Source organism: Roseivivax sediminis (genome assembly GCF_900112685.1).
In the GTDB taxonomy this organism is placed as follows: Bacteria; Pseudomonadota; Alphaproteobacteria; order Rhodobacterales; family Rhodobacteraceae; genus Roseivivax; species Roseivivax sediminis.
On record NZ_FOMS01000010.1, the window covers coordinates 137929 to 158702 of the forward strand.

The following is a 20774-nucleotide window of genomic DNA, read 5'->3' on the forward strand; positions in this document are numbered from 1 at the left end:
GACGCGCCAGCGGCGATTCACATTCCAAATGCGCCGCGGGCCGGCGGGCGCGGCGCAACAGACAAAAACGGAACGCCACGATGACGGATAACGAACAGCCGCCGGTCCGCCGCGGGGTGGTCTACGTCGCCTGGGGGCGTGAGCATGTCGAGGCGGCGCGGCGCTCCGCAGCGAGCGTGAAACGCTGGAACCCGGGGCTCGCCACGGCGCTCTGGTGCCATGCCGGCGACGACACCACGGGCTTCGACCTCAGCTACACCATCCCCGAGGGGCTGAAGCGGCCCAAGGTGAACCTGCTGGGGCAGACGCCCTTCACGGAGACGCTTTTTCTCGACAACGACACGCTGGTGCGCGGCGACCTTGGATCGCTGTTCGAGCTTTTGCAGAAATACGACATGGCCGGCGCGCATGTGGCTTTGTGGCATCGCGGGCGCCACAAGAAGCCGATCCGCCACGACCTGCCGGACGCCTTTCCCGAGATCAACACGGGCGTTTTGCTCTACCGACGCAGCCAGCCGGCGCTCGATCTCTTCGACGCCTGGGCGCTGCGCTTTGCCGAAGGCAAGTACGGGATCGACCAGCCCTCGTTCCGCGAGGTGCTGTGGGAAAGCGACATCGCCTTCTACGTGCTGCCGCCGCAATTCAACAAGCGGGTCTTCGAGGCGTCCGAGCTGATCTGGTCGGACCAGCCGCGCGCGCGCATCCTGCACCTGGAGCTCCTGCGGCCGCAGAAGAACCCGGTGATGCGCTGGCTGTCGAACCGCGTGCGCTGAGAGCAGCTCCTCCCGCCCTTGCGGGCGCTCCTCGCCCCGCGCCGCGCCCCCGGCTTCTTTGGGCCCCAAATACTCCCGCCGGAGGCGTCCCGCCGCCGCCGCCCGCGTGCCCGCCGGGCCCGGCGCCGCAGCGGCACCGCTTGCCCCGCCCTGCCCAGCGTGAGACGCTTTGCCCGAGATGCCGGAGACCGAGATGCAGCACACCGCCCCCCAGACCCTCGAGACGCGCAATCCGGGGACCGCGCTCAACCTCGACCGGGTGATGCGGGCCGCGGCCAACCGCTCCGCGATCGAGCGGCGGGCGGCGAGCCTGCCGGGGCGGCGGTCGGTGAAGAAGGCGCACCAGGCGGCCTGGCTGGCGCGCGCGGTCTCCTGCATCGACCTGACCACGCTTGCGGGTGACGACACGGCCGGCCGCGTCGCGCGGCTTTGCGGCAAGGCGCGCCAGCCGGTGCGCGCCGATCTCTTGGAGGCGATCGGGCTGCCGGACCTGACCGTGGGCGCGGTCTGCGTCTATCACGACATGGTGGCGCCCGCGGCCTCAGCGCTGAGGGGTTCGGGGATCCCGGTCGCGGCGGTCTCCACCGGCTTTCCGGCCGGGCTCTCGCCCTTCCACCTGCGCGTTGCGGAGATCGGCGAGAGCGTCGCCGCCGGCGCCTCCGAGATCGACATCGTGATCTCGCGCCGGCACGTGCTGACCGGCGACTGGCAGGCGCTCTACGACGAGATGCGCGCCTTTCGCGCCGCCTGCGGCGAGGCGCATGTGAAGGCGATCCTCGCGACCGGCGAGCTTGGCACGCTGCGCAACGTCGCGCGGGCCTCGCTCGTGTGCATGATGGCCGGCGCCGACTTCATCAAGACCTCCACCGGCAAGGAGGGCGTGAACGCCACGCTGCCGGTGAGCCTGGTGATGATGCGGGCGATCCGCGACTACCACGACTGGACCGGCATCCGCGTCGGCTACAAGCCGGCGGGCGGGATTTCCAAGGCCAAGGACGCGCTGACCTATCTGGCGCTGGTCAAGGAGGAGCTGGGCGACCGCTGGCTGCGGCCCGATCTTTTCCGCTTCGGCGCTTCGTCGCTTCTGGGCGATATCGAGCGGCAGATCGAACATCACGTGACCGGGGCCTATTCGGCCTCCTGGCGGCACGCGCTGGCGTGAGCGGGCGGCGGAGCGCCGGTGGAGGCGTCGGGATTTTGAGTATTTGAAGCCCAAAGAAGCCAGGGGCGCGCGCGGCGGAGAGCATGGCACGATGACGGTACGCGAGATCTTCGAGAGCATGGATTACGGAAACGCACCGGAAGCGGCGGGCGATGCGCTCGCCTGGATCGTCGATCAGGGCTCGCGGTTCGGGCATTTCGTCGGCGGGAGCTATCAGGCGCCGGGCGAGACCTTCGAGACGCGCAATCCGGCGACGGGCGAGGTCCTGGCCGAGGTCACGCAAGGCAGCGTGGAGGACGTCGCGGCAGCGGTGAAGGCCGCGCGGAGGGCGCAGGCGGACTGGGAAGGGCTCGGCGGCAAGGGGCGGGCGCGGTACCTTTATGCGCTGGCGCGGCTGGTGCAGAAGCATGCGCGGCTCTTCGCGGTGCTGGAGACGCTCGACAACGGCAAGCCGATCCGCGAGTCGCGCGACATCGACGTGCCGCTGGTGGCGCGGCATTTCTATCACCATGCCGGGCTCGCGCAGCTGCTGGAGGCGGAGCATCCCGGCCGGCGCGCCTGGGGGGTCTGCGGGCAGATCGTGCCGTGGAACTTCCCGCTCCTGATGCTGGCCTGGAAGGTGGCGCCGGCGCTCGCGGCCGGCAACACGGTGGTGCTGAAGCCCGCCGAATGGACGTCGCTGACGGCGCTTCTGTTCGCGGACATCTGCCGGCAGGCCGGGCTGCCGAAGGGCGTGGTGAACATCGTCACCGGGGATGGAGCCACCGGGGCCGCGCTGGTCGAGGCGGAGGTCGACAAGGTGGCCTTCACCGGCTCGACCGAGGTCGGGCGGAAGATCCGCGCGGCGACGGCGGGGCGCGGGCTCGGCCTCACGCTCGAGCTCGGGGGCAAGTCGCCCTACGTGGTGTTCGAGGATGCCGATCTCGACAGCGCGGTCGAGGGGCTCGTGGACGCGATCTGGTTCAACGGCGGGCAGGTCTGCTGCGCCGGATCGCGGCTTCTGGTGCAGGAGGGCGTGGCCGAGGCGTTCCATGCCAAGCTGCGCGCGCGGATGGACAAGCTGCGCGTGGGCGATCCGCTCGACAAGTCGGTCGACGTCGGCGCGATCGTGGATCCCGAGCAGCTCTCGCGCATACGCGCGCTGGTGGACTCGAACGCGGCGGGAGAGACCTACCGCGCCGCCTGCACGATACCGAAGGGATGTTTCTACCCGCCGACGCTGGTGGCCGGCCTCACGCCGTCCGACGCGCTGATGCAGGAGGAGATCTTCGGGCCGGTGCTGGTCTCCACCACCTTCCGCACGCCGGCGGAGGCTGTCGCGCTGGCCAACGACACGCGCTACGGGCTGGCCGCGAGCGTCTGGTCGGAGAACCTGAACACCTGCCTCGACATCGCGCCGAAGCTCGCCGCGGGCGTGGTCTGGATCAACGGGTCGAACATGTTCGACGCGGCCGCGCCGTTCGGCGGCGTGCGCGAAAGCGGCTTCGGGCGCGAGGGCGGGCCGGAGGGGCTGGACGCCTATCTGCGGCCCGAGCATGCGGGCAAGGCGCTGAAGCGCATCGCGCCCTTCCCCGGCAAGGATGCGGAGCCGCAGGCGGTGGACCGCACCGCAAAACTCTATGTCGGGGGCAAGCAGGCGCGGCCCGACGGCGGCTATGCACGCGGCATCCATGACAAGTCCGGCACGCTGATCGGCCAGGCGCCCATCGCCAACCGCAAGGACGTGCGCAACGCGGTGGAGGCGGCGCGCGGCGCGGCGGCGTGGTCCGCGGGGGCGGCGCACAACCGCGCGCAGGTTGTCTACTATATCGGCGAGAACCTCGCGGCGCGGGCCGGTGAGTTCGCGGCGCGGATCGACCGGCTGACCGGCGGCCGCTCGGGCAAGGCGGAGGTCGAGGCGGCGGTGGATCGCTGCTTCACCTGGGCGGCCTGGGCCGACAAGTTCGGCGGGCGGGTGGCGCCGGTGCCGATCCGCGGCACCGCTCTGGCGATACGGGAACCGGTGGGCGTGATCGGCGCGCTCTGTCCCGACGAGGCGCCGCTTCTGGGGCTCGTCTCGGTGATGGCGCCGGCCATCGCCATGGGCAACCGCGTGGTGTTGGTGGCGTCGGAGCCCTACCCGCTCGCCGCGACGGATTTCTACCAGGTGCTCGACACGTCGGACGTACCGGGCGGCGTGGTGAACATCCTGACCGGACCCCATGCGGAACTGGCGCCGGTCCTGGCCGCGCATATGGATGTCGAGGCGGTGTGGTCCTTCTCCTCTTCCGAGCTGTCGGAGCGGATCGAGGCCGCCGCGGCAGGCAATCTCAAGCGAACCTGGGTGAACGATGGTCGCGCGCGCGACTGGAGCGGCGCGGCGGGCGAGGATCGCGCCTTTCTAGGCCACGCCACGGAGGTCAAGACCGTCTGGATCCCTTACGGGGCCTGATCACGCCACACGTAGCGGGCGACCAGGCTCCGTGCGCACCGCTTCGGACACCTTGACGTCTGGGCCGGACGTTGCGCCCCTGCAACGCCCCGACATTGAGAAGTCACGCAGGCGATGCTATGTTGTTCCTGCGGGAGACCCGAAATGTGTCGGGCGAACCGCTGGTGATCGGAAAAGGAGGACGATGTCCTGTCACTCTCTTCTGACGCGGCACCTGCCGCCGAAGGTGGCCACCCGATGAACGGACTGGCCCAAGCGGATGCCACGAGCGAGACGCAGCTCGCATCCATTCTCGCCATCCTCGACGACATGAAGGCGGACGAGGTCGTTGAAATCGACCTGCGCGGCAAATCCGCGATCGGCGATTACATGCTCGTCTGCACCGGCCGGTCGTCGCGCCAGGTGGTGTCGATCGCCGACAAGGTGACCGAAGAGCTGAAGGCGCGCCACGGCATCCTGTCCAAGACCGAGGGCAAGGACGGTGGCGACTGGGTGCTCATCGATACCGGCGACGTGATCGTGCACGTCTTCCGCCCCGAGGTGCGCGAGTTCTACCAGATCGAAAAGATGTGGATGCCCGCCCCGCCGACGCGGAGCAGCGGACACTAGACCCTTGCGTATCCATCTCTGCGCGGTCGGGCGCCTGCGGAAGGGGCCCGAACGCGACCTTGTGGACGATTACCTCGCCCGTTTCGACAAGACCGGGCGCGGCATGGCGCTCGGCCCGGCCCGGGAGATCGAAGTCGAGGATCGCAAGGGCGGCGGCCAGCCGGCCGAGGCCGCGCTCCTGCGCAAGGCGGCCACCGGCACGCTCTGCACGCTCGACGAAAGCGGGCGGGCGATGTCCTCGCCCGATCTCGCGGCGCTCCTGGAAAAGCTGCGCGACACCGGCACGCCCGATCTCAGCTTCGTCATCGGCGGCGCGGACGGCATCGCCCCCGCCCTTCTGGCCGAGGCCGACCTGTCGCTCAGCTTCGGCGCGATGGTCTGGCCGCACGCGCTGGCGCGGGTGATGCTGGCCGAACAGCTCTACCGCGCCGCCTCCATCCTCGCCGGCACCCCCTACCACCGCGCCTGAGCGGCAGGGTTGCGGATGGCAGGCGCCCTATTTCCCGCGCACCAGCATGACCGACGCGTGGCTGTCGCGCGCGACCGCGCCGCCGTTCGAGGCCCAGAAGTGATCGAAGAAATTCGGGTCGTGCGAGGCCATGACGATCAGATCTGCGTCCAGCGTCTTGGCCGCCTCGACCAGCGCGTGGTCGAGATCCGCTCGCTGGTCGTGCATGATGAGCGGGTGCGAGTCCGTCTCGATACCGTGCTTGTCCGCCTGGTCGGAGGCAAACGCGGCAAGTTTCTTTTTGAATTCCTCCGGCGTATGCGCAACCGCGGTCGGCACCGTGTTCGACGCCGACACGTAGGTTACCTTGGCACCGTAATGCTTGGCGGCATCGGCGGTGGCATCGAGCGCGCGCGACAGCTTGTCGACCGCGTTCAGATCGACGGGGGCCATGATATGATTGAACATCGGGTGCTTCCTTCCGGTTGGTGTCGGACCTTCGGGCCGGCGACCGGCAGCGTCATCGCCGCCTCTGGCCATGTCCGGCCGGTGGACAGTGCAGCACATCGCGGCGTGCTGCGCCTTGATGCAGCGCAACCATCTCTAACCGCGGCAACGCAGGCCGGCCACCCTCGGGTTCCTCCGGCACGTCAGCCGAAGGCCACGGCAGCGTCCTCCGCTTCGGGCAGCGCATCCATGCGCGCGAGCCAGTCGGCCATCGCCGCGGTCGGGGCGATATCCGCCTTCGCGACCCAGCGTGTGTAACCCCAGATCGCGCAATCGCCGAGGCCGGGCGCCGCGCCATGAAAGAACGGCCCCTCCCCGAGCAGCACGTCGAACTGCGCCGCATCGGCCGCGTAGCGCCCGCGCAACCAGTCGACCGCGCCCTCTGGGAACGGATCGCCGCCGGGGCGGCGCGCCTCGATCAGTTGCGGCAGGCACATGCCGATCCGGTTCGCCTCCCACATCAGGAGCGCGCGGGCCCGGCGCAGCCCGTCCGGGCTGTCGCCGCCGAGGCAGCCGAAGCGCGTGCCCAGCTCCAGCAGGATCGCCCCGGACTGGCTGAGCGCCAGCCCGTCCATTTCCAGAAGCGGCACCTGCCCCGGCGGGCTTTTCGCCAGGAACGCCGCCGGCCGGCTGTCGCGCGGCGCCCAGATGTCCACGACCTCGCAGCGATGCTCCAGCCCGCAGAGCTTCAGGGCAAGCGCCACCTTGGCAGCGTGCCCTGAATCGCGGTGTCCCCAGAGCGTGAGGCCGCCCATCTCAGATGCCGGCGTCGACGATCGCCTGCGCCAGTTTCGGCACCGTGTCGCGGTTGAGCCCGGCGACGTTTATGCGGCTGTCGCCGACCATGTAGACACCGTGATCGGCGCGCAGCTTCTCCACCATCTCGGGCGACACGCCCAGGCGCGAGAACATGCCGCGATGCTCGGCCAGGAACTCGAACCGGTCGGAATTGGAGCGCTGGCGCAGCTCGTCGGCGAGCACGCGGCGCAGCTCCAGCATGCCGGTGCGCATGTCCTCGAGCTCTGCCTCCCAATCGGCGCGCAGCTCTGCATCCCCCAGCACCGTCAGCACCAGTCGCGCGCCGTGATCCGGCGGGAAGGAAAAGTTCTGTCGGTTGAGATAGGCCAGCGTGCCCTGCACGACCTTCTTCTTCGCCGGATCCTGCGCCACGGCCATCAGGATGCCGGTACGCTCGCGGTAGATGCCGAAATTCTTGGAGCAGGAGGCCGCGATGATCGTCTCGGGGCAGGATTCGGCCACCAGCCGCGTCGCCGCGGCATCCGCCTCCAGCCCGTCGCCGAAGCCCTGGTACGCAAGGTCGATCATCGGGATCGCGCCGACCTCGTTGATCTTCTCGACGACGTGCTTCCATTCGACCAGCGACAGGTTGGCACCGGTCGGGTTGTGGCAGCAGCCGTGCAGCAGCACCACGTCGCCCGGCTTGGCCTGGACGATGTCGGCGATCATGCCGGCGAAGTCGATGCCGCCGCTTTCGCTGTCGAAATAGCGGTAGGGCGCGACGGGCATCCCCATGTGCTTGAGGATCGATAGGTGGTTCGGCCAGGTCGGGTCCGACACGTGGATCACCGCATCGGGGTTGGCCATGCGCACCATGTCGAACCCCTGCCGCACCGCGCCGGTGCCGCCCGGCGTCGCCACCGCGGACACCGTGCCGGCCTCGACCGTATCGCCCAGCACAAGCTCGCGCATGCGCTCGGCAAAAAGCGGATCACCCGCGAGACCGGTATACGCCTTGGTCTCCTGTTCTTCCCACAGCCGCTTCTCGGCCGTCTTCACGGCGCGCATGATCGGCGTGTTGCCGTGCGCGTCCTTGTAGACTCCGACCCCGAGGTCGAGCTTGTCCTCGCGCGGGTCCTCCTTGAAGGACTGCATGAGGGCGAGGATCTTGTCGGCGGGCTGCTCCTTGAGCGCTTCGAACATGCGGGCTGTCTCCGGCTGGGCCGTCTGGGCGGCGAAAAAGGGGGGGCGGTCAGGCGTCTCCGGTCGCGACGGGCACGGTGGGCGAGGCGCCCCATTCGGACCACGACCCGTCGTAAAGCGAATGGTCGGTCTTGCCGATCCGTTCCAGCGCCAGGCTGAGGATCGCCGCGGTCACGCCCGATCCGCAGGTGGTGATCGCGGGCTTCGACAGGTCGAGGCCTGCCGCCTCGAACACGGCGCGCAGCTCCTCGGGGGCCTTCATGGTGCCGTCCTCGGACAGCAGCGTCGCGTAGTGCACGTTGCGCGATCCGGGGATGTGGCCGGCGCGGATGCCGGCGCGCGGCTCGGCCTCGTCGCCGCGCCAGCGGCCGGGGCTGCGCGCATCGACGATCTCGTGATCGCCGAGCTTGGAGGCCGACGAGACCTGCGTGACATCGCGCACCATCTGCGCCTGGCGCCGCACGGTCATGTGCCGGTCGCGCACCAGTGGCGGCAGATCCTCGGTCGCGCGCCCTTCCGCGCGCCATTTCGGGAAACCGCCGTCGAGCACGGCGACATCGACGTGCCCCATCAGCCGGAACAGCCACCACACGCGCGCGGCCGAGAACAGCCCCGCGCCGTCGTAGACCACGACCTGATGGCCGTCGCCCACGCCCATGGCGCGCATCCGGCTCATGAATTTCTCGGGCGGCGGCGCCATGTGCGGCAAGGACGATCGCTGATCGCTGAGATCGTCGATATCGAAGAACCGCGCCCCCGGAACGTGCGCCTCGGCGTACTCGGCCTTTGGGTCGCGGCCGGCATCCGGCAGGTACCAGCTGGCGTCGAGCACGCGCAGGTCGGGATCCTTGAGGTGCCGGTCCAGCCAGTCGGTCGACACCAGCGTCTTGGGATCGTCTTCGGCCATAGCTTTGCCTTTCGTCCTCCGCCTGCCTTCGTGATTAGGACGGGGGCCGTCCCGAGGCAAGGGCACGCGCCCTCCACGGCGCCCCTGTTTCATCTGCCCGCAAATATCCCGGGGAGCGCGAGGGGCTGGCCCCTCGCCGGCCGGACGGCTGCCATGGTGCGCTCGAAATCGACAGGCAGCCCGCAGGACCTCGTCCGACCAAAACGCAAGCGGCACAGCCTCGAGCCGCGGCTCGTCGAGCCCGGCGGCCTTCGCCCCCTATCCAGCGCGAATGCCGTTCCGACGGAAGCACCGGAGCGGGCGCCGCTGGCCGCCCTAGTTGTGTTCCTTGAGAAGCCGCTGCTTCTGGCGGTTCCAGTCGCGCTTGGCCTCGGTCTCGCGCTTGTCGACGGTCTTCTTGCCCTTGGCGATGGCGATCTTGATCTTCGCGATGCCGCGATGATTGAAGTACAGCACCAGCGGCACCAGCGTCATGCCCTTGCGGCTGGTTTCATTCCACATCCGCGCCAGTTCGCGTTTGGACGCCAGAAGCTTCCGCGGCCGCCGGTCCTCGTGCCCGAACATCGCCTGCTCGTAGGGCGCGATGTAGCTGTTGATCAGCCACAGCTCGCCGTCCTTCACCTCGGCATAGCTCTCCACGATCTGCGCGGTGTTGAGCCGCAGCGACTTCACCTCGGAGCCCCAGAGCACGATGCCGCACTCGATATCCTCCTGGATGGCATAGTCGAAGCGCGCCCGCCGGTTCTCGGCGATCACCTTGTAGTTCGGGTTGTCCTTGTCCTTGGCCATGGCAGAGCGGTCTATCCTGTGCGTCGCGGCGAGTCCACGACATAGGGGGCCTGCCCGCCACTCGCCACCGTCTCCGCAGACTTGACTCCGCGCCGTGCCCGGCGTATCCGCCCCTCGACCTCCGGAAGTGAATCTGCTTCCGGTCCCGTAGGCCGTGCCCGGGATCGCCCTCCGTCAGCGCGTTGCGCCCACGGGGGCACTTGTCGTTCGGCCCGAACACCGTTTGTGAGACCGCGCCCGCGCCCCTAAATTCGGGGCACCCGAGACGATCCGAGAAGGAGGCCAGACGGCCCATGTTCGAAAATCTCTCAGACCGCCTAGGCGGCGTCTTCGACCGGCTGACCAAGCAGGGCGCGCTGTCCGAGGATGACGTGCGCACGGCGCTGCGCGAGGTGCGCGTCGCGCTCCTAGAGGCCGACGTGTCGCTGCCGGTGGCGCGCAATTTCATCAAGGCGGTGGAGAAGAAGGCGACCGGCGCCGCGGTGACCAAGTCCGTGACCCCCGGCCAGCAGGTCGTGAAGATCGTCCACGACGAGCTCATCGAAGTCCTGTCCGGCGAAGGCGAGCCGGGCGAGCTGCGCATCGATCAGGCCCCGGCCCCGATCCTGATGGTCGGCCTGCAGGGCGGCGGCAAGACCACGACCACCGCCAAGCTGGCCAAGCGCCTGACGGAGCGCGACAAGAAGAAGGTCCTGATGGCCTCTCTCGACGTCCAGCGCCCCGCCGCGATGGAACAGCTGGAGGTCCTCGGCAAGCAGATCGGCGTCGACACCCTGCCCATCGTCAAGGGCGAGGACCCGGTCGCCATCGCCAAGCGCGCCAAGACGCAGGCATCGCTTGGCGGCTACGACGTCTACATGCTCGACACTGCCGGGCGCCTGTCGATCGACGAAGAGCTGATGGCCCAGGTCGCCGCCGTGCGCGACGTCGCCAACCCGCGCGAGACGCTGCTGGTGGTCGACGGCCTGACCGGTCAGGACGCGGTGCACACGGCCGAGAATTTCGACGAACGCATCGGCATCTCGGGTGTCGTGCTGACCCGGATGGACGGCGACGGCCGCGGCGGCGCGGCGCTGTCGATGCGCGCGATCACCGGCAAGCCGATCAAGTTCGTCGGCCTCGGCGAAAAGATGGACGCGCTCGAAACCTTCGAGCCCGACCGCGTCGCCGGCCGCATCCTCGGCATGGGCGACATCGTCGCGCTGGTCGAAAAGGCGCAACAGACGCTCGAGGCCGAACAGGCCGAGCGCATGATGAAGCGCTTCCAGAAGGGTCAGTTCAACATGAACGACCTGAAGATGCAGCTCGAGCAGATGCAGAAGATGGGCGGCATGGAGGGCATGATGTCGATGATGCCCGGCATGGGAAAGATGGCCAAGCAGATGGACGGCGCGGGCATCGACGATTCCATGCTGCGCCGCCAGATCGCGCTCATCAACTCCATGACAAAGAAGGAGCGTGCCAATCCGCAGCTCCTTCAGGCGTCCCGCAAGAAGCGGATCGCCAAGGGGTCCGGCCTCGAAGTGTCCGAGCTCAACAAGCTTCTGAAGATGCAGCGCCAGATGGGCGACATGATGAAGAAGATGGGCAAGGGCGGCGCGCTCAAGCAGGCCATGTCCGGGATGTTCGGCAAGGGGGGCATGCCCGGCGGGATGGATCCCAGCCAGATGGATCCCAAGCAGCTGGAAGCCGCGGCCAAGGCCATGGGCGGCAAGATGCCCGGCGGCATGGGCGGCCCCGGCGGCGGCATGGGCGGCGGCCAGGGCCTGCCCCCCGGCATGTCCGGCTTCGGGAAGAAGAAGTGACCATGCGGCGCTGCGCAGACGGGTCCGCAAGGGCCGTGGCCGTACCTGCCATCGCTATTCGCGTGGGCATCCCCGCGCCGGAGGGGGTCGGTTGCGCCGCCGTCCCGCATGTTCGCCGGCAACCGGCCACGGTGCGCGCATGACGCTCATCGCCGAAACCCGGGCGCCGCTCACCCCGGCGCCGGTCCTGGAGACCGAGCGGCTGCGCCTGCGCTCCCCCGAGCTGCGCGATTTCGACGCGCTCGCGACCTTCCACGCCGATCCCCGCTGCCTCGGCTTCGGGCCGGTGATGACGCGGGCGGAGGCGTGGCGCTGGTGGGCCTGCAATATCGGACACTGGCACATCCACGGTTACGGCTACTTCACCGTCGAGGACCGGCAAACCGGCGCCCCCGCCGGCATCTGCGGCATCTGGAACCCCGAAGGCTGGCCCGAACCCGAGGTCGGCTGGGTGGTCTATGACCGCTACGAGGGCCGCGGCATCGCCTACGAGGCCGCGCTGGCCGCGCGCGGCTGGGCCTACGACGCGCTCGGCCTGCCCGCGCTGACCTCGAACATCAAGCCGGACAACGTCCGCTCCAAGGCGCTCGCGACGCGGCTCGGCGCGGTCTACGAACGCACCTACGACAACCCCATGATGGGCGAGGACGAGCTCTGGCGACATCCCGGCCCGGCGGAGGCGACGCGATGACCGTCCCGAGGATCGAAACCGAGCGCCTGGTCCTGCGCGAGCTGCGGATCACCGACCTGGGCGATTTCGTCGCCTTCTACGCCGACCCCCGCACGCAGTTCGTCGGCGGGCCCCTCGACCGCGTGCAGACCTGGCAGCGCATGTTGCAGATGGCCGGACACTGGCAGTTGCAGGGCTACGGGCTCTGGGTTGCGGCGCGCGCCACGACCGGGGAGCCGGTAGGCTATGCCGGAATCGTCCATCATGTCGACTGGCCGGAGCCCGAGCTCGGCTACGGCATCTTCGAGGCCTGGGAAGGCCGCGGCTATGCCTACGAGGCGGCCTTCGCGGCGCGGCACGCGGCGGCGGAGCATTTCGGCATCACCGCCCCGATCAGCTTCATCCGCCCGGACAACGCCCGCTCCCTGCGGCTCGCCGAGCGGCTCGGCGCGGTGTTCGAGCGCGAGACGGAATTGCGCGGCCAGCCGGTACACGTCTATCGCCATCCAGAGGCCGAGGGCGCCGCGGCATGAGCGAACGCGTGATCCTGCAGACCGCGCGGCTGACACTGCGCCCGCTCCGCGCGACGGATTTCGACGCCTATGCCGCCTATTGCGGCAGCGAACGGGCGCAGTTCGTCGGCGGGCCGTATGCCCGCCCGGACGCGTTCAACAAGTTCTGCGCGATGATCGGACACTGGCAGATGCGCGGTTTCGGCCGGCTGGCGATCTGCCTGAAAGGATCGGAAGAGGCGTTCGGCCATGCCGGCCTCCTGCAGACCGACGAAGCCCGCGCGCCGGAGATCACCTGGACCCTCTGGGACGGCGCCTTCGAGGGAAGGGGCTATGCCAGCGAGGCCGCCCGGGCGGTGCGCGACCACGCTTTCGGCGCGCTCGGCCTGCCGCTGCTCACCGCCATCTTGCACAAGCAGAACACGGCCAGCGCCCGCGTCGCCGAGGCGCTCGGCGCCGTTCCTGATCCGGCGCTGCCGGTGCGTTACGCGGACGAACGCGCGTTCCGCCTCGATGCCGTAACCGAGGTGCCGGCATGAACCGTATCGTTTGCGCCGGCCCCCAGGACTCGGCAGCCGCCTCGCTCCCCTTCACACCGAAAGGCCGGGCCCTTGACTGAAGACGCCACTACCCGCGCCGCGGCCCTGTTAAGGGAGCACCGCGCCTCGATCGACCGGCTCGACGCGATCCTCGTCTTCACGCTGGCCGAACGCTTCAAGCACACCCAGGCCGTGGGCGTCCTCAAGGCGCAGCACGACCTGCCCGCATCCGACCCCGCGCGAGAGGACGACCAGATCGCGCGGCTCAAGGACCTGGCGGAGCGCGCGGATCTCGATCCCGACTTCGCCGCCAAGTTCCTGAATTTCATCATTCAGGAAGTCATCCAGCACCATCGCAGACACCAATCCTAGGGTGGGCCGTTCGCCCACCCCGATCATCGAAAAGACAGGAGACCTTGTACCATGGCCATGAAGATCCGGCTCGCCCGCGGCGGCTCCAAGAAGCGCCCCCACTATTCCATCGTCGCAGCCGACAGCCGCATGGCGCGCGACGGCCGCTTCATCGAGAAGCTCGGCACCTACAACCCGCTCCTGCCCAAGGGCGACGAGCGCCGCGTGATCATGAACACCGAGCGCGTGCAGTACTGGCTGAGCGAGGGCGCCCAGCCCACCGACCGCATCCAGCGCTTCCTCGAGAACGCCGGCATCGTCGAGAAGAAAGAGCGTTCCAACCCCAAGAAGGGCACGCCGGGCAAGGCCGCGCAGGAACGCGCCGCCGCCCGCGCCGAGAAGGCAGAGGCCGCAAAGGCCGCCGCCGAGGAAACCTCGGCCGAGTGACAGTGCCTGTGGCGCGACGGTGCGCGCCGCACCCGCACGCCGAAAAAGGAACCGCCCCGCAGCCCGGCTGCGGGGCGGTTTCGTTCCAGACTGGCATCTGGCGCCTTTGCGCACCCGGACCGTTGTCGCGCCGGGCTTTCATCTGCCCCGAAATATCCCGGGGGTCCGGGGGCAGCGCCCCCGGACGCGGGGTTTGGGGGCTCGGCCCCCAAGAATAGTGAGCGCGCCCCGCGCGCGCCGCGGGATCAGATCAGGCCCTTCTGCTTGAACAGGTCGGGAAGCGACGTCTCGGGCCGCGGCCCCATATGCGAGATCACCTCGCCCGCCGCGGCATGGCCCATGCGCCCGCAGGTCTCCATGTCCGCGCCGGTGGCAAGGCCGTAGAGGAACCCGGCCGCGAACTGGTCGCCCGCGCCGGTGGCGTCCACCGGGACCGACTTCTCGACCGCGATATCGGTGCGCACGCCGTCCCGGATGATCGACACGCCGTCGCCCGAGCGGGTGCACACGACCAGCGGGCAGATCTCTGCGACCGCCTTGAGGTCGGCGTCGAGATCGTCGTTCTGGTAGAGCGCGCGGATCTCCGCCTCGTTGCCGATGACGTAGTCGAGGTCGTTCTCGATCAGCTTGAGGAAGTCGTCCCGGTGCCGTTCGACGCAGAACGGGTCCGAGATCGCGATCCCGGCCTTGCCGCCGGCGCCGCGGCAGGCCCGCGCGGTGCGGATGAAGGCGTCCTTGCCCTTGTCCTTGTCGAAGAGGTACCCCTCGAGGAACACCACCTCGGACTCCGCTGCGACGCTTTCGTCGACGTCGTCGGGGCCGAGCTCGGAGGAGATGCCGAGATAGGTGTTCATCGACCGCTCGCCGTCGGGCGAGACGAAGATCATGCAGCGCGAGGTCGGAAGCTCGCCTTCCGCCACCGGATCATTGATGAACTTGGTGCCGAACTCCTCCATCGCGCCGGAATAGAACCGGCCGAGCTCGTCGTCCTTCACGCGCCCGATGAAGGCGGTCTTCAGCCCGAGATTGCCGAGCCCGGCGAGCGTGTTGGCGACCGATCCGCCGGGCGCCTGGAGGCGCTCCTGCATCGCGTCGTAGAGCGACTCGGCGCGGTCGCGCTCCACCAGCTGCATGATGCCTTTCTCGATTCCCATCTGGTCGAGGAAGCTGTCCTCGGACCGGGTGATCACATCGACGACGGCATTGCCGATACCGACAACCTGATAGCGTTTCATATGGTCTTGTCCTCGAATTGACACAGATCGTTGATGACGCAGGCGGCACATTTCGGTTTTCGGGCAACGCAGGTGTAGCGCCCGTGCAGGATCATCCAGTGATGCGCGTGCTGCAGGTAGTCCGTGGGCACGTGATCCTCGATCGCGCGCTCCACGGCGACGACATCCCGCCCCGGGGCGATGCCGGTGCGATTGCTGACGCGGAAGATATGGGTGTCGACCGCCTGCGCCGGATAGCGCCACCACATGTTCAGGACCACGTTCGCCGTCTTGCGCCCCACCCCGGGAAGCGACTGCAGAGCCGCGCGGGAATTGGGCACCTCGCCGCCGTACTCTTCTTCGAGGATCCGGCTGAGCTTGATGACGTTCCTGGCCTTGTTGCGATAAAGCCCGATGGTCTTGATATGCGCGATCACGCCCTCTTCGCCCAGATCGAGCATCTTCCGGGGCGTGTCGGCGATTGCGAAAAGGCCGCGTGTCGCCTTGTTGACGCCCGCATCCGTCGCCTGGGCCGACAGCGCGACCGCGACGACGAGGGTGAAGGCGTTTACATGCTCGAGCTCGCCGCGCGGTTCGGGTTCGGCCGCGTGGAAGCGGTCGAAGATCGCGCGGATCGTGTGATAGTCGAGCTGCCTGGCCATCGCGCCCGTCTATGCCGGGTCTGGCCCCGGGTTACAACGCCGTAACCGGCCGCGACCGGAACACGCTGGCCCCGCGGCCCGTTTCCTCGACAGATATCACATGACCTGAGGCAGAGACGGAGATGACAGAAACACCGCATATCGACGCCCACGCCGCCGGCCGCGATCTTGCGGATCGGGCGGCAGCGGGCCCCGACTGGAAATGGACCTTCGCCCTCGGCATCCTGTTGATCGTCGGGGGCTTCTGCGCCTTCCTCAATCCCTTCGTCGCCTCGCTCACCGCGACCGCAATCGCAGGCGGGTTCTTCATAGTCGGCGGCATCGTGCAATCCGTGATGGGCCTGCGCGGCCTCGACGGCACCGGCAGCAAGGTGCTGGCCGTGGTCTTCGGCGCGGTGCTGGCCCTGTTCGGCCTGACGCTGTGGATCAACCCGATCGCGGGGATCTTCTCGCTCACCGTCCTGATCGGGGCGTTTTTCCTGGCCGTGGGCCTTCTGCGCATGTGGATGGCCGCCCGCATCCGGCCCGAAACCGGCTGGGGCTGGATGGCCGGCGCCGGCGCGGTCAGCGCGCTGCTCGGCCTTCTGGTTCTCTTCGCTGTGCCGGCGGGCGCCGTCGGGCTTCTGGGCATCTTCCTGGGGGTGGAGCTACTGTCCTCCGGCGCGGGGGCCGTGGCGCTGGCACTCGCGGTGCGCAAGCGGCAGTGACAGGCCCTGCGGCCTTCAGAACGACACCTCGACGCCCGGCAGCTTGAGCGACTTGATGAGGTCGCGCAGCTCCTGCCGGGCGGCGACGTTGGAGATGTTGAGCTGGCGCACCCCCACGTCGCGCAGGTCCAGAAGGGTCAGCCCGCGGGGGAAAAGCTCGCGGAACACCACCCGTTCGGAAAAGCCGGGACCGACGCGAAAGCCGATGCGCCTGGCCAGCCGGTCCAGCGCCTGCTGCATCTTCTTCTTGTTGACCATGTTCTGCGTGCCCAGCCGGTTGCGCAGCACGATCCAGTCGATCGGGCGCAGCCCTTCCTGGGCGCGCAGCTGGCGCGCGCTCCAGACCATCTCCGAATAGACCGAGGGTCCGAGGATCTTCTCACCGTCCGAAGCGATCCGGGCCAAGAGGTCGAAATCGACGAAACTGTCGTTGAGGGGCGTGATCAGCGTGTCGGCCACCGAATGTGCCGCCTGGCTCAGACGGGTGTGAGAGCCGGGGCAGTCGATCAGGATGAAGCTGCACTCGGGCTCCAGCGTCGCCATCGCCGCCCACAGCCGGTGATCGAGCTCGTTCTCGCCTTCGGCCAGTTTCGCAGCGTCTACCTCCGGCAGATCGAGAACACGGGGGCTGGCGAGATCCAGCCCTTCGGCGGAGAGGTAGGCAAGGCGGTTGTCGATGTAGCGCCCGGTGGTACGTTGGCGCAGATCGAGGTCGATCACCCCGGTCGCGTGCCCCATGCGCGCCAGCGCGGTGGCCACGTGCATGGACACGGTGGACTTGCCGGCGCCGCCCTTTTCGTTGCCGACGACGATAATGTGAGCCAAGGCTAATTTCCCGTGATTGACGCCGGATATGTCGCTTGCGCGCCTCTCCGGCCTCCATATCTTGTATGCCGGTGGCGGAAAAGCGCGCATCGCGGCGGCTCGCGGCAATCGTTGCCGGGCCGCCGCACGTTGCACGGAGCGCGCTACGGCTGGACAAGACGTATTCCATGCGCGATAAGGCATGGAGTGGAGTAATGATTACTCATCACGTTCTCCGCTGTCCGTATTCCTGCCTTCGGCGACAGGTGCGGCAGACCTTCGAAAGGACCTGCGCATGACGGATCGGTGCCGGCGACTGGTAATGACCAGCCACACCTACCTGAAGGACAGCGCGATCGAGAACCTCGACATCCTGCGTGACGGCGATCGCAACAATCGCCGTGACGGGGTGGCGTCGGTGCTGATCAAACGTGGGGATCGGTTCTTCCAGGTCATGGAGGGTCCGGCCGACATGGTCGGCGCCGCGCTGGAGCGGATGCTGGAGGATCGCCGCCACTACGATGTGACGGTGCTCAACGACCGGCCCGACGCGACACCGCGACTCGGCGCGCCGGGTCTGAACTACGTCCAGCGACCGAGCGACGATCCGGGCTCCGACCTCGAGGAAGTCGCCCGCATCGACCCCGAGGCCGCGCTGGAAACGGCAACCATCCACTGACAGATACCCCGAAACGCAAGACGCCGACCCGAAGGGCCGGCGTCGCGTCGTGCCAGGGTGGCAGAGGCGTTCAGAAGCCCAGGCCCTCGTATTTCTTCTTGAACCGCGACACGCGGCCGCCGGTGTCCATCAAGCGCGAGGACCCTCCGGTCCAGGCCGGGTGCACCGTCGGGTCGATGTCGAGCGTGATCGTGTCACCCTCCGCTCCGTAGACCGAGCGGGTCTCGAACGAGGTGCCGTCCGTCATCTTCACGGTGACGGTGTGGTATTCGGGATGAATGTTCTTTTTCATGTCGACGATCCTTGCACCGGCTTCTTGCCGTCGCCCTTGAGCACCTTGTAATTGACGTCTTCGGCGATACGGGCCGCCTTGCCGCGACGCGAACGCAGGTAATAGAGCTTCGCGCGGCGGACCTTGCCGCGGCGGATCACGGTGATCGCCTCGATGTTGGTCGAGTAGAGCGGGAACACGCGCTCCACGCCTTCGCCGAAGGAAATCTTGCGGACGGTGAAAGTGCCGGCGATCCCTTGGCCGTTCTTGCGGCTGATGCAGACGCCTTCGAAGTTCTGCACACGGGTGCGCGTGCCTTCGGTCACCTTGTAGCCGACGCGCACGGTGTCACCGGCCTTGAAATCGGGAATATCCTTCCCTAGCGAGGCGATCTGCTCCGCCTCGAGTGTCGCGATCAGGTCCATCTGACCATCTCCTGAATGTGCTTGCGGTGGTCCCGCAAAGGTGTCTCGCGATCCTCAGAGCTCTTGGTCTTCTTCCGGGTCCCTGCCATGCGCCGCACGCCAAGCCCGCCAGAGGTCAGGTCGTCTTATCTGTGTCAGCCTTTCGGCCTGGGCCCGCTGCCAGTCGGTAATCTTCGCATGATGGCCCGAGAGAAGCACTTCGGGGATCGCGCGACCGTTCCAGACAGCCGGTTTGGTATACTGCGGGTGCTCCAAGAGACCGTGCGAAAAGGACTCGTCCTCCACGGATTCCTGATTCCCGAGCACGCGCGGTATAAGGCGGACGGTCGCATCGATCAAGGCCTGGGCCGCGATCTCTCCGCCGGTGAGCACGAAGTCCCCCAAGGAGACCTCTTCGACACCGTAATGCTCCAGCACGCGCTCGTCGAGACCCTCGAACCGGCCGCAGATCAGCGTCATGCCCGGGCCGGACGCGAGCGCCCGCGCGCGCGCCTGCTCGAAGGGCCGGCCGCGCGGCGACAGGTATAGGATCGGCGCCTCGGGCGCGATGCGGGCGCGGGCGTCGTCGAGCGCGCGGCCCATCACGTCGGGGCGCAAAACCATGCCCGCGCCGCCGCCGGCCGGCGTGTCGTCGACGTTGCGGTGCCGACCCTCGCCGAAATCGCGCAGGACGACCGTTTCTAGCTGCCAGAGGCCCTCGCGCAGCGCCCGCCCGGTCAGCGACAGGCCCAGCGTGCCGGGAAACGCCTCGGGGAAAAGCGTGATCACCTGCGCCTTCCAGACGCCGCGCAATTCGCCCGGCGCGGACAGCTCGCGTGGGCGAAGGGAGGGCGTGATACTCTTTCGACCGTGCGAGCGCGGCGTGTCCGACATGGGGCTTCCCCGTTGGCTGGGCCGCGTTGCTCTAGCCCGCTCCGGCGTCGGGTGCAAAGGTTCAGGCGATGCTCAGCACGCTTCGATCATAATAATCGATCGGATCCGGTACCGCCGTCATGGCGCCCGAGGCGAGATCCCAGTTCGCGCGCGGTCGGGGAACCCGGCCGCGATACTCGACGAAGAGACCGCAAGGCTGCGGCAGGCGCGACGTGCCGAGGGTCTGTGCGACCGCCTCGATCTCTGCGGCGAGGCACGGACCCGCCGCAAGCACGGCATCCGGCGGATCGAGCGCCAGTTCCCCCCGCGTATAGATGCCGTCCCGCCACTGCGCGAGGATCTTCGAGAACCCGTCGAGCCAGTCGCGATCGTCGCTGCGCGCGGCGCGCGCGGGCAGACCGGCCTCCGCGGTCCGCGCCAGGTACAGCGCCACGGTCGCGCGATCGGCGGCGGGGTGCAGCGCGCACCATTGCGCCGCCTCCGCCTGCGCGGGATCATCCGGATCGTGACCGGCCACAACGTGGTGGTAGAGATCGGCATCGGGCCGGTCGACCCGCGCCAGTGCCGCGACGGGATCGGTCGGTCGGTCGCCCGCCTGCTGACGCGCCCACACGCGCTGCGCGGCGCCGAGCGCCTCGCTCTGGCGATCGAAGAGATCGCGCTTGCGGGCAATCTCTTCCACCCTCGCGTGAAGCTCGAGCACCTTCTCGGGATTGCCGAAGAGCGTCGAAAGGCTGCCCGCCTGAGTGGCCGACGCCGACAGCAAACGGTCGAGCAGCACCAGGTCGAGCACCTGCGCATCGCTCAGCGCCTCGGGCTCCGCGGCGCCCCAATTGCCCATGATCCGCGCGAGGATCGTGGCGATTGCCGCATCCGGATGCGGCGGCGCCGCAAAGCCGGTCAGGCCGGGTCCGTCCGTCCCGACATCATACGCCGCGTCCGCAAGTCGCGCCGCCAACTGGGCCCGGCGCGGGGCCGGTTCGGGCAAGTCGTCGGGCAGCCTGCGACGGGCGCGCGGATGCAGCAGGCCGGCCGCCATCAGCGTCGGCACCACCGCTTCGCCGCCCGGTCCTTGCGCGGCGGCAACGGCCATGCCGAGGAGCGCGCCCCCTGCAATCACAGGATGGGTCGCGAACGCGCCGCTTGCCGCTTGCACAGAATCGAACACTGCGCCGGCGGCGACCACAGGCGTCGCGCCAATGAGATAGGCGAGCGCGCGTTTTCGCTTCAGTCGCAAGGCATTATCTC

The 20774-nt window shown here is 68.5% G+C and carries 25 protein-coding genes; 13 read left to right on the top strand and 12 right to left on the bottom strand.

Annotated elements, in window-relative coordinates; genetic code table 11:
- Positions 1-80: 80 nt before the first annotated feature.
- The 5 genes from F3H57_RS15920 (at position 81) to rlmH (ending at position 5444) form a co-directional block, all read left to right on the top strand.
- The gene (locus F3H57_RS15920) at positions 81-773 is read left to right on the top strand and encodes a glycosyltransferase family protein (RefSeq protein ID WP_149756915.1); all 693 of its coding nucleotides are present in this window, start codon (positions 81-83) and stop codon (positions 771-773) included.
- Positions 774-966: 193 nt separating this feature from the next.
- Positions 967-1935: a deoxyribose-phosphate aldolase gene (gene deoC, locus F3H57_RS15925; protein WP_223163105.1), complete on the top strand. Its 969-nt coding sequence runs from the start codon at positions 967-969 to the stop codon at positions 1933-1935.
- Positions 1936-2026: 91 nt separating this feature from the next.
- Complete coding sequence (locus tag F3H57_RS15930; RefSeq protein ID WP_149756916.1) at positions 2027-4366, top strand: aldehyde dehydrogenase family protein; 2340 nt, start codon at positions 2027-2029, stop codon at positions 4364-4366.
- Positions 4367-4603: 237 nt separating this feature from the next.
- The gene (rsfS, locus tag F3H57_RS15935; RefSeq protein WP_149756917.1) at positions 4604-4975 is read left to right on the top strand and encodes a ribosome silencing factor; all 372 of its coding nucleotides are present in this window, start codon (positions 4604-4606) and stop codon (positions 4973-4975) included.
- A gap of 4 nt (positions 4976-4979) precedes the next feature.
- Positions 4980-5444 carry a 23S rRNA (pseudouridine(1915)-N(3))-methyltransferase RlmH gene (gene rlmH, locus F3H57_RS15940; protein WP_149756918.1) on the top strand — a complete coding sequence of 155 codons (465 nt, stop codon included), beginning with the start codon at positions 4980-4982 and terminating at the stop codon, positions 5442-5444.
- 27 nt (positions 5445-5471) lie between these two features.
- Here rlmH and F3H57_RS15945 read toward each other — a convergent pair whose 3' ends face one another.
- The 5 genes from F3H57_RS15945 to smpB all read right to left on the bottom strand — a co-directional run bounded on the left by F3H57_RS15945 (position 5472) and on the right by smpB (position 9567).
- Positions 5472-5891, bottom strand: a complete 420-nt coding sequence (locus tag F3H57_RS15945) for a universal stress protein (RefSeq protein WP_149756919.1) — start codon at positions 5889-5891, stop codon at positions 5472-5474.
- A 182-nt stretch (positions 5892-6073) separates the two neighbouring features.
- The gene (locus F3H57_RS15950) at positions 6074-6685 is read right to left on the bottom strand and encodes a glutathione S-transferase family protein (RefSeq protein WP_149756920.1); all 612 of its coding nucleotides are present in this window, start codon (positions 6683-6685) and stop codon (positions 6074-6076) included.
- A 1-nt stretch (position 6686) separates the two neighbouring features.
- A complete protein-coding gene (locus F3H57_RS15955) occupies positions 6687-7871 on the bottom strand; it encodes an amino acid aminotransferase (RefSeq protein WP_149756921.1) in 1185 nt (394 codons plus the stop codon).
- A 49-nt stretch (positions 7872-7920) separates the two neighbouring features.
- Positions 7921-8778 carry a 3-mercaptopyruvate sulfurtransferase gene (gene sseA / locus F3H57_RS15960; protein WP_149756922.1) on the bottom strand — a complete coding sequence of 286 codons (858 nt, stop codon included), beginning with the start codon at positions 8776-8778 and terminating at the stop codon, positions 7921-7923.
- A gap of 315 nt (positions 8779-9093) precedes the next feature.
- Complete coding sequence (smpB, locus tag F3H57_RS15965) at positions 9094-9567, bottom strand: SsrA-binding protein SmpB (RefSeq protein ID WP_149756923.1); 474 nt, start codon at positions 9565-9567, stop codon at positions 9094-9096.
- A 293-nt stretch (positions 9568-9860) separates the two neighbouring features.
- Between smpB and ffh the strand changes: the two genes are divergently transcribed.
- The 6 genes from ffh (at position 9861) to rpsP (ending at position 13891) form a co-directional block, all read left to right on the top strand.
- On the top strand, positions 9861-11372 hold the full coding sequence (ffh, locus tag F3H57_RS15970) for a signal recognition particle protein (protein WP_149756924.1): 1512 nt from the start codon (positions 9861-9863) through the stop codon (positions 11370-11372).
- Positions 11373-11511: 139 nt separating this feature from the next.
- Positions 11512-12063, top strand: a complete 552-nt coding sequence (locus F3H57_RS15975) for a GNAT family N-acetyltransferase (RefSeq protein WP_149756925.1) — start codon at positions 11512-11514, stop codon at positions 12061-12063.
- A complete protein-coding gene (locus F3H57_RS15980; protein WP_149756926.1) occupies positions 12060-12575 on the top strand; it encodes a GNAT family N-acetyltransferase in 516 nt (171 codons plus the stop codon). The genes F3H57_RS15975 and F3H57_RS15980 overlap by 4 nt, the downstream gene beginning before the upstream one ends.
- Positions 12572-13093, top strand: coding sequence for a GNAT family N-acetyltransferase (locus tag F3H57_RS15985; RefSeq protein WP_149756927.1), 522 nt, complete (start codon positions 12572-12574; stop codon positions 13091-13093). Before F3H57_RS15980 ends, F3H57_RS15985 begins: the two co-directional genes overlap by 4 nt.
- 72 nt (positions 13094-13165) lie before the next feature.
- Positions 13166-13465, top strand: a complete 300-nt coding sequence (locus tag F3H57_RS15990; protein ID WP_149756928.1) for a chorismate mutase — start codon at positions 13166-13168, stop codon at positions 13463-13465.
- 51 nt (positions 13466-13516) lie between these two features.
- Positions 13517-13891 carry a 30S ribosomal protein S16 gene (rpsP, locus tag F3H57_RS15995; RefSeq protein ID WP_149756929.1) on the top strand — a complete coding sequence of 125 codons (375 nt, stop codon included), beginning with the start codon at positions 13517-13519 and terminating at the stop codon, positions 13889-13891.
- 245 nt (positions 13892-14136) lie between these two features.
- Here rpsP and F3H57_RS16000 read toward each other — a convergent pair whose 3' ends face one another.
- Together F3H57_RS16000 and nth are read right to left on the bottom strand one after the other, a co-directional pair.
- Positions 14137-15126 carry an adenosine kinase gene (locus tag F3H57_RS16000; protein WP_149756930.1) on the bottom strand — a complete coding sequence of 330 codons (990 nt, stop codon included), beginning with the start codon at positions 15124-15126 and terminating at the stop codon, positions 14137-14139.
- Entirely contained in the window at positions 15123-15767 is a 645-nt protein-coding gene (nth, locus tag F3H57_RS16005) for an endonuclease III (protein WP_149756931.1), read from the bottom strand. The genes F3H57_RS16000 and nth overlap by 4 nt, the downstream gene beginning before the upstream one ends.
- 122 nt (positions 15768-15889) lie before the next feature.
- Between nth and F3H57_RS16010 the strand changes: the two genes are divergently transcribed.
- Entirely contained in the window at positions 15890-16474 is a 585-nt protein-coding gene (locus tag F3H57_RS16010) for an HdeD family acid-resistance protein (protein WP_149756932.1), read from the top strand.
- 15 nt (positions 16475-16489) lie between these two features.
- Here F3H57_RS16010 and F3H57_RS16015 read toward each other — a convergent pair whose 3' ends face one another.
- Positions 16490-17299: a division plane positioning ATPase MipZ gene (locus tag F3H57_RS16015; protein ID WP_149756933.1), complete on the bottom strand. Its 810-nt coding sequence runs from the start codon at positions 17297-17299 to the stop codon at positions 16490-16492.
- A 274-nt stretch (positions 17300-17573) separates the two neighbouring features.
- On the opposite strand from F3H57_RS16015, the gene F3H57_RS16020 reads away from it, so the two are divergent.
- Positions 17574-17957 (top strand): BLUF domain-containing protein, encoded by a 384-nt coding sequence (locus F3H57_RS16020; protein WP_188129712.1) that lies wholly within the window; start codon positions 17574-17576, stop codon positions 17955-17957.
- A gap of 70 nt (positions 17958-18027) precedes the next feature.
- On the opposite strand, the gene rpmE is transcribed toward F3H57_RS16020, so the two are convergent.
- The 4 genes from rpmE to F3H57_RS16040 all read right to left on the bottom strand — a co-directional run bounded on the left by rpmE (position 18028) and on the right by F3H57_RS16040 (position 20712).
- The gene (gene rpmE / locus F3H57_RS16025) at positions 18028-18249 is read right to left on the bottom strand and encodes a 50S ribosomal protein L31 (protein ID WP_149756935.1); all 222 of its coding nucleotides are present in this window, start codon (positions 18247-18249) and stop codon (positions 18028-18030) included.
- On the bottom strand, positions 18246-18653 hold the full coding sequence (gene rplS, locus F3H57_RS16030) for a 50S ribosomal protein L19 (RefSeq protein WP_149756936.1): 408 nt from the start codon (positions 18651-18653) through the stop codon (positions 18246-18248). Before rplS ends, rpmE begins: the two co-directional genes overlap by 4 nt.
- A gap of 54 nt (positions 18654-18707) precedes the next feature.
- A complete protein-coding gene (gene trmD / locus F3H57_RS16035) occupies positions 18708-19526 on the bottom strand; it encodes a tRNA (guanosine(37)-N1)-methyltransferase TrmD (RefSeq protein ID WP_149756937.1) in 819 nt (272 codons plus the stop codon).
- A gap of 61 nt (positions 19527-19587) precedes the next feature.
- Entirely contained in the window at positions 19588-20712 is a 1125-nt protein-coding gene (locus F3H57_RS16040; RefSeq protein ID WP_149756938.1) for a hypothetical protein, read from the bottom strand.
- Positions 20713-20774 lie beyond the last annotated feature (62 nt).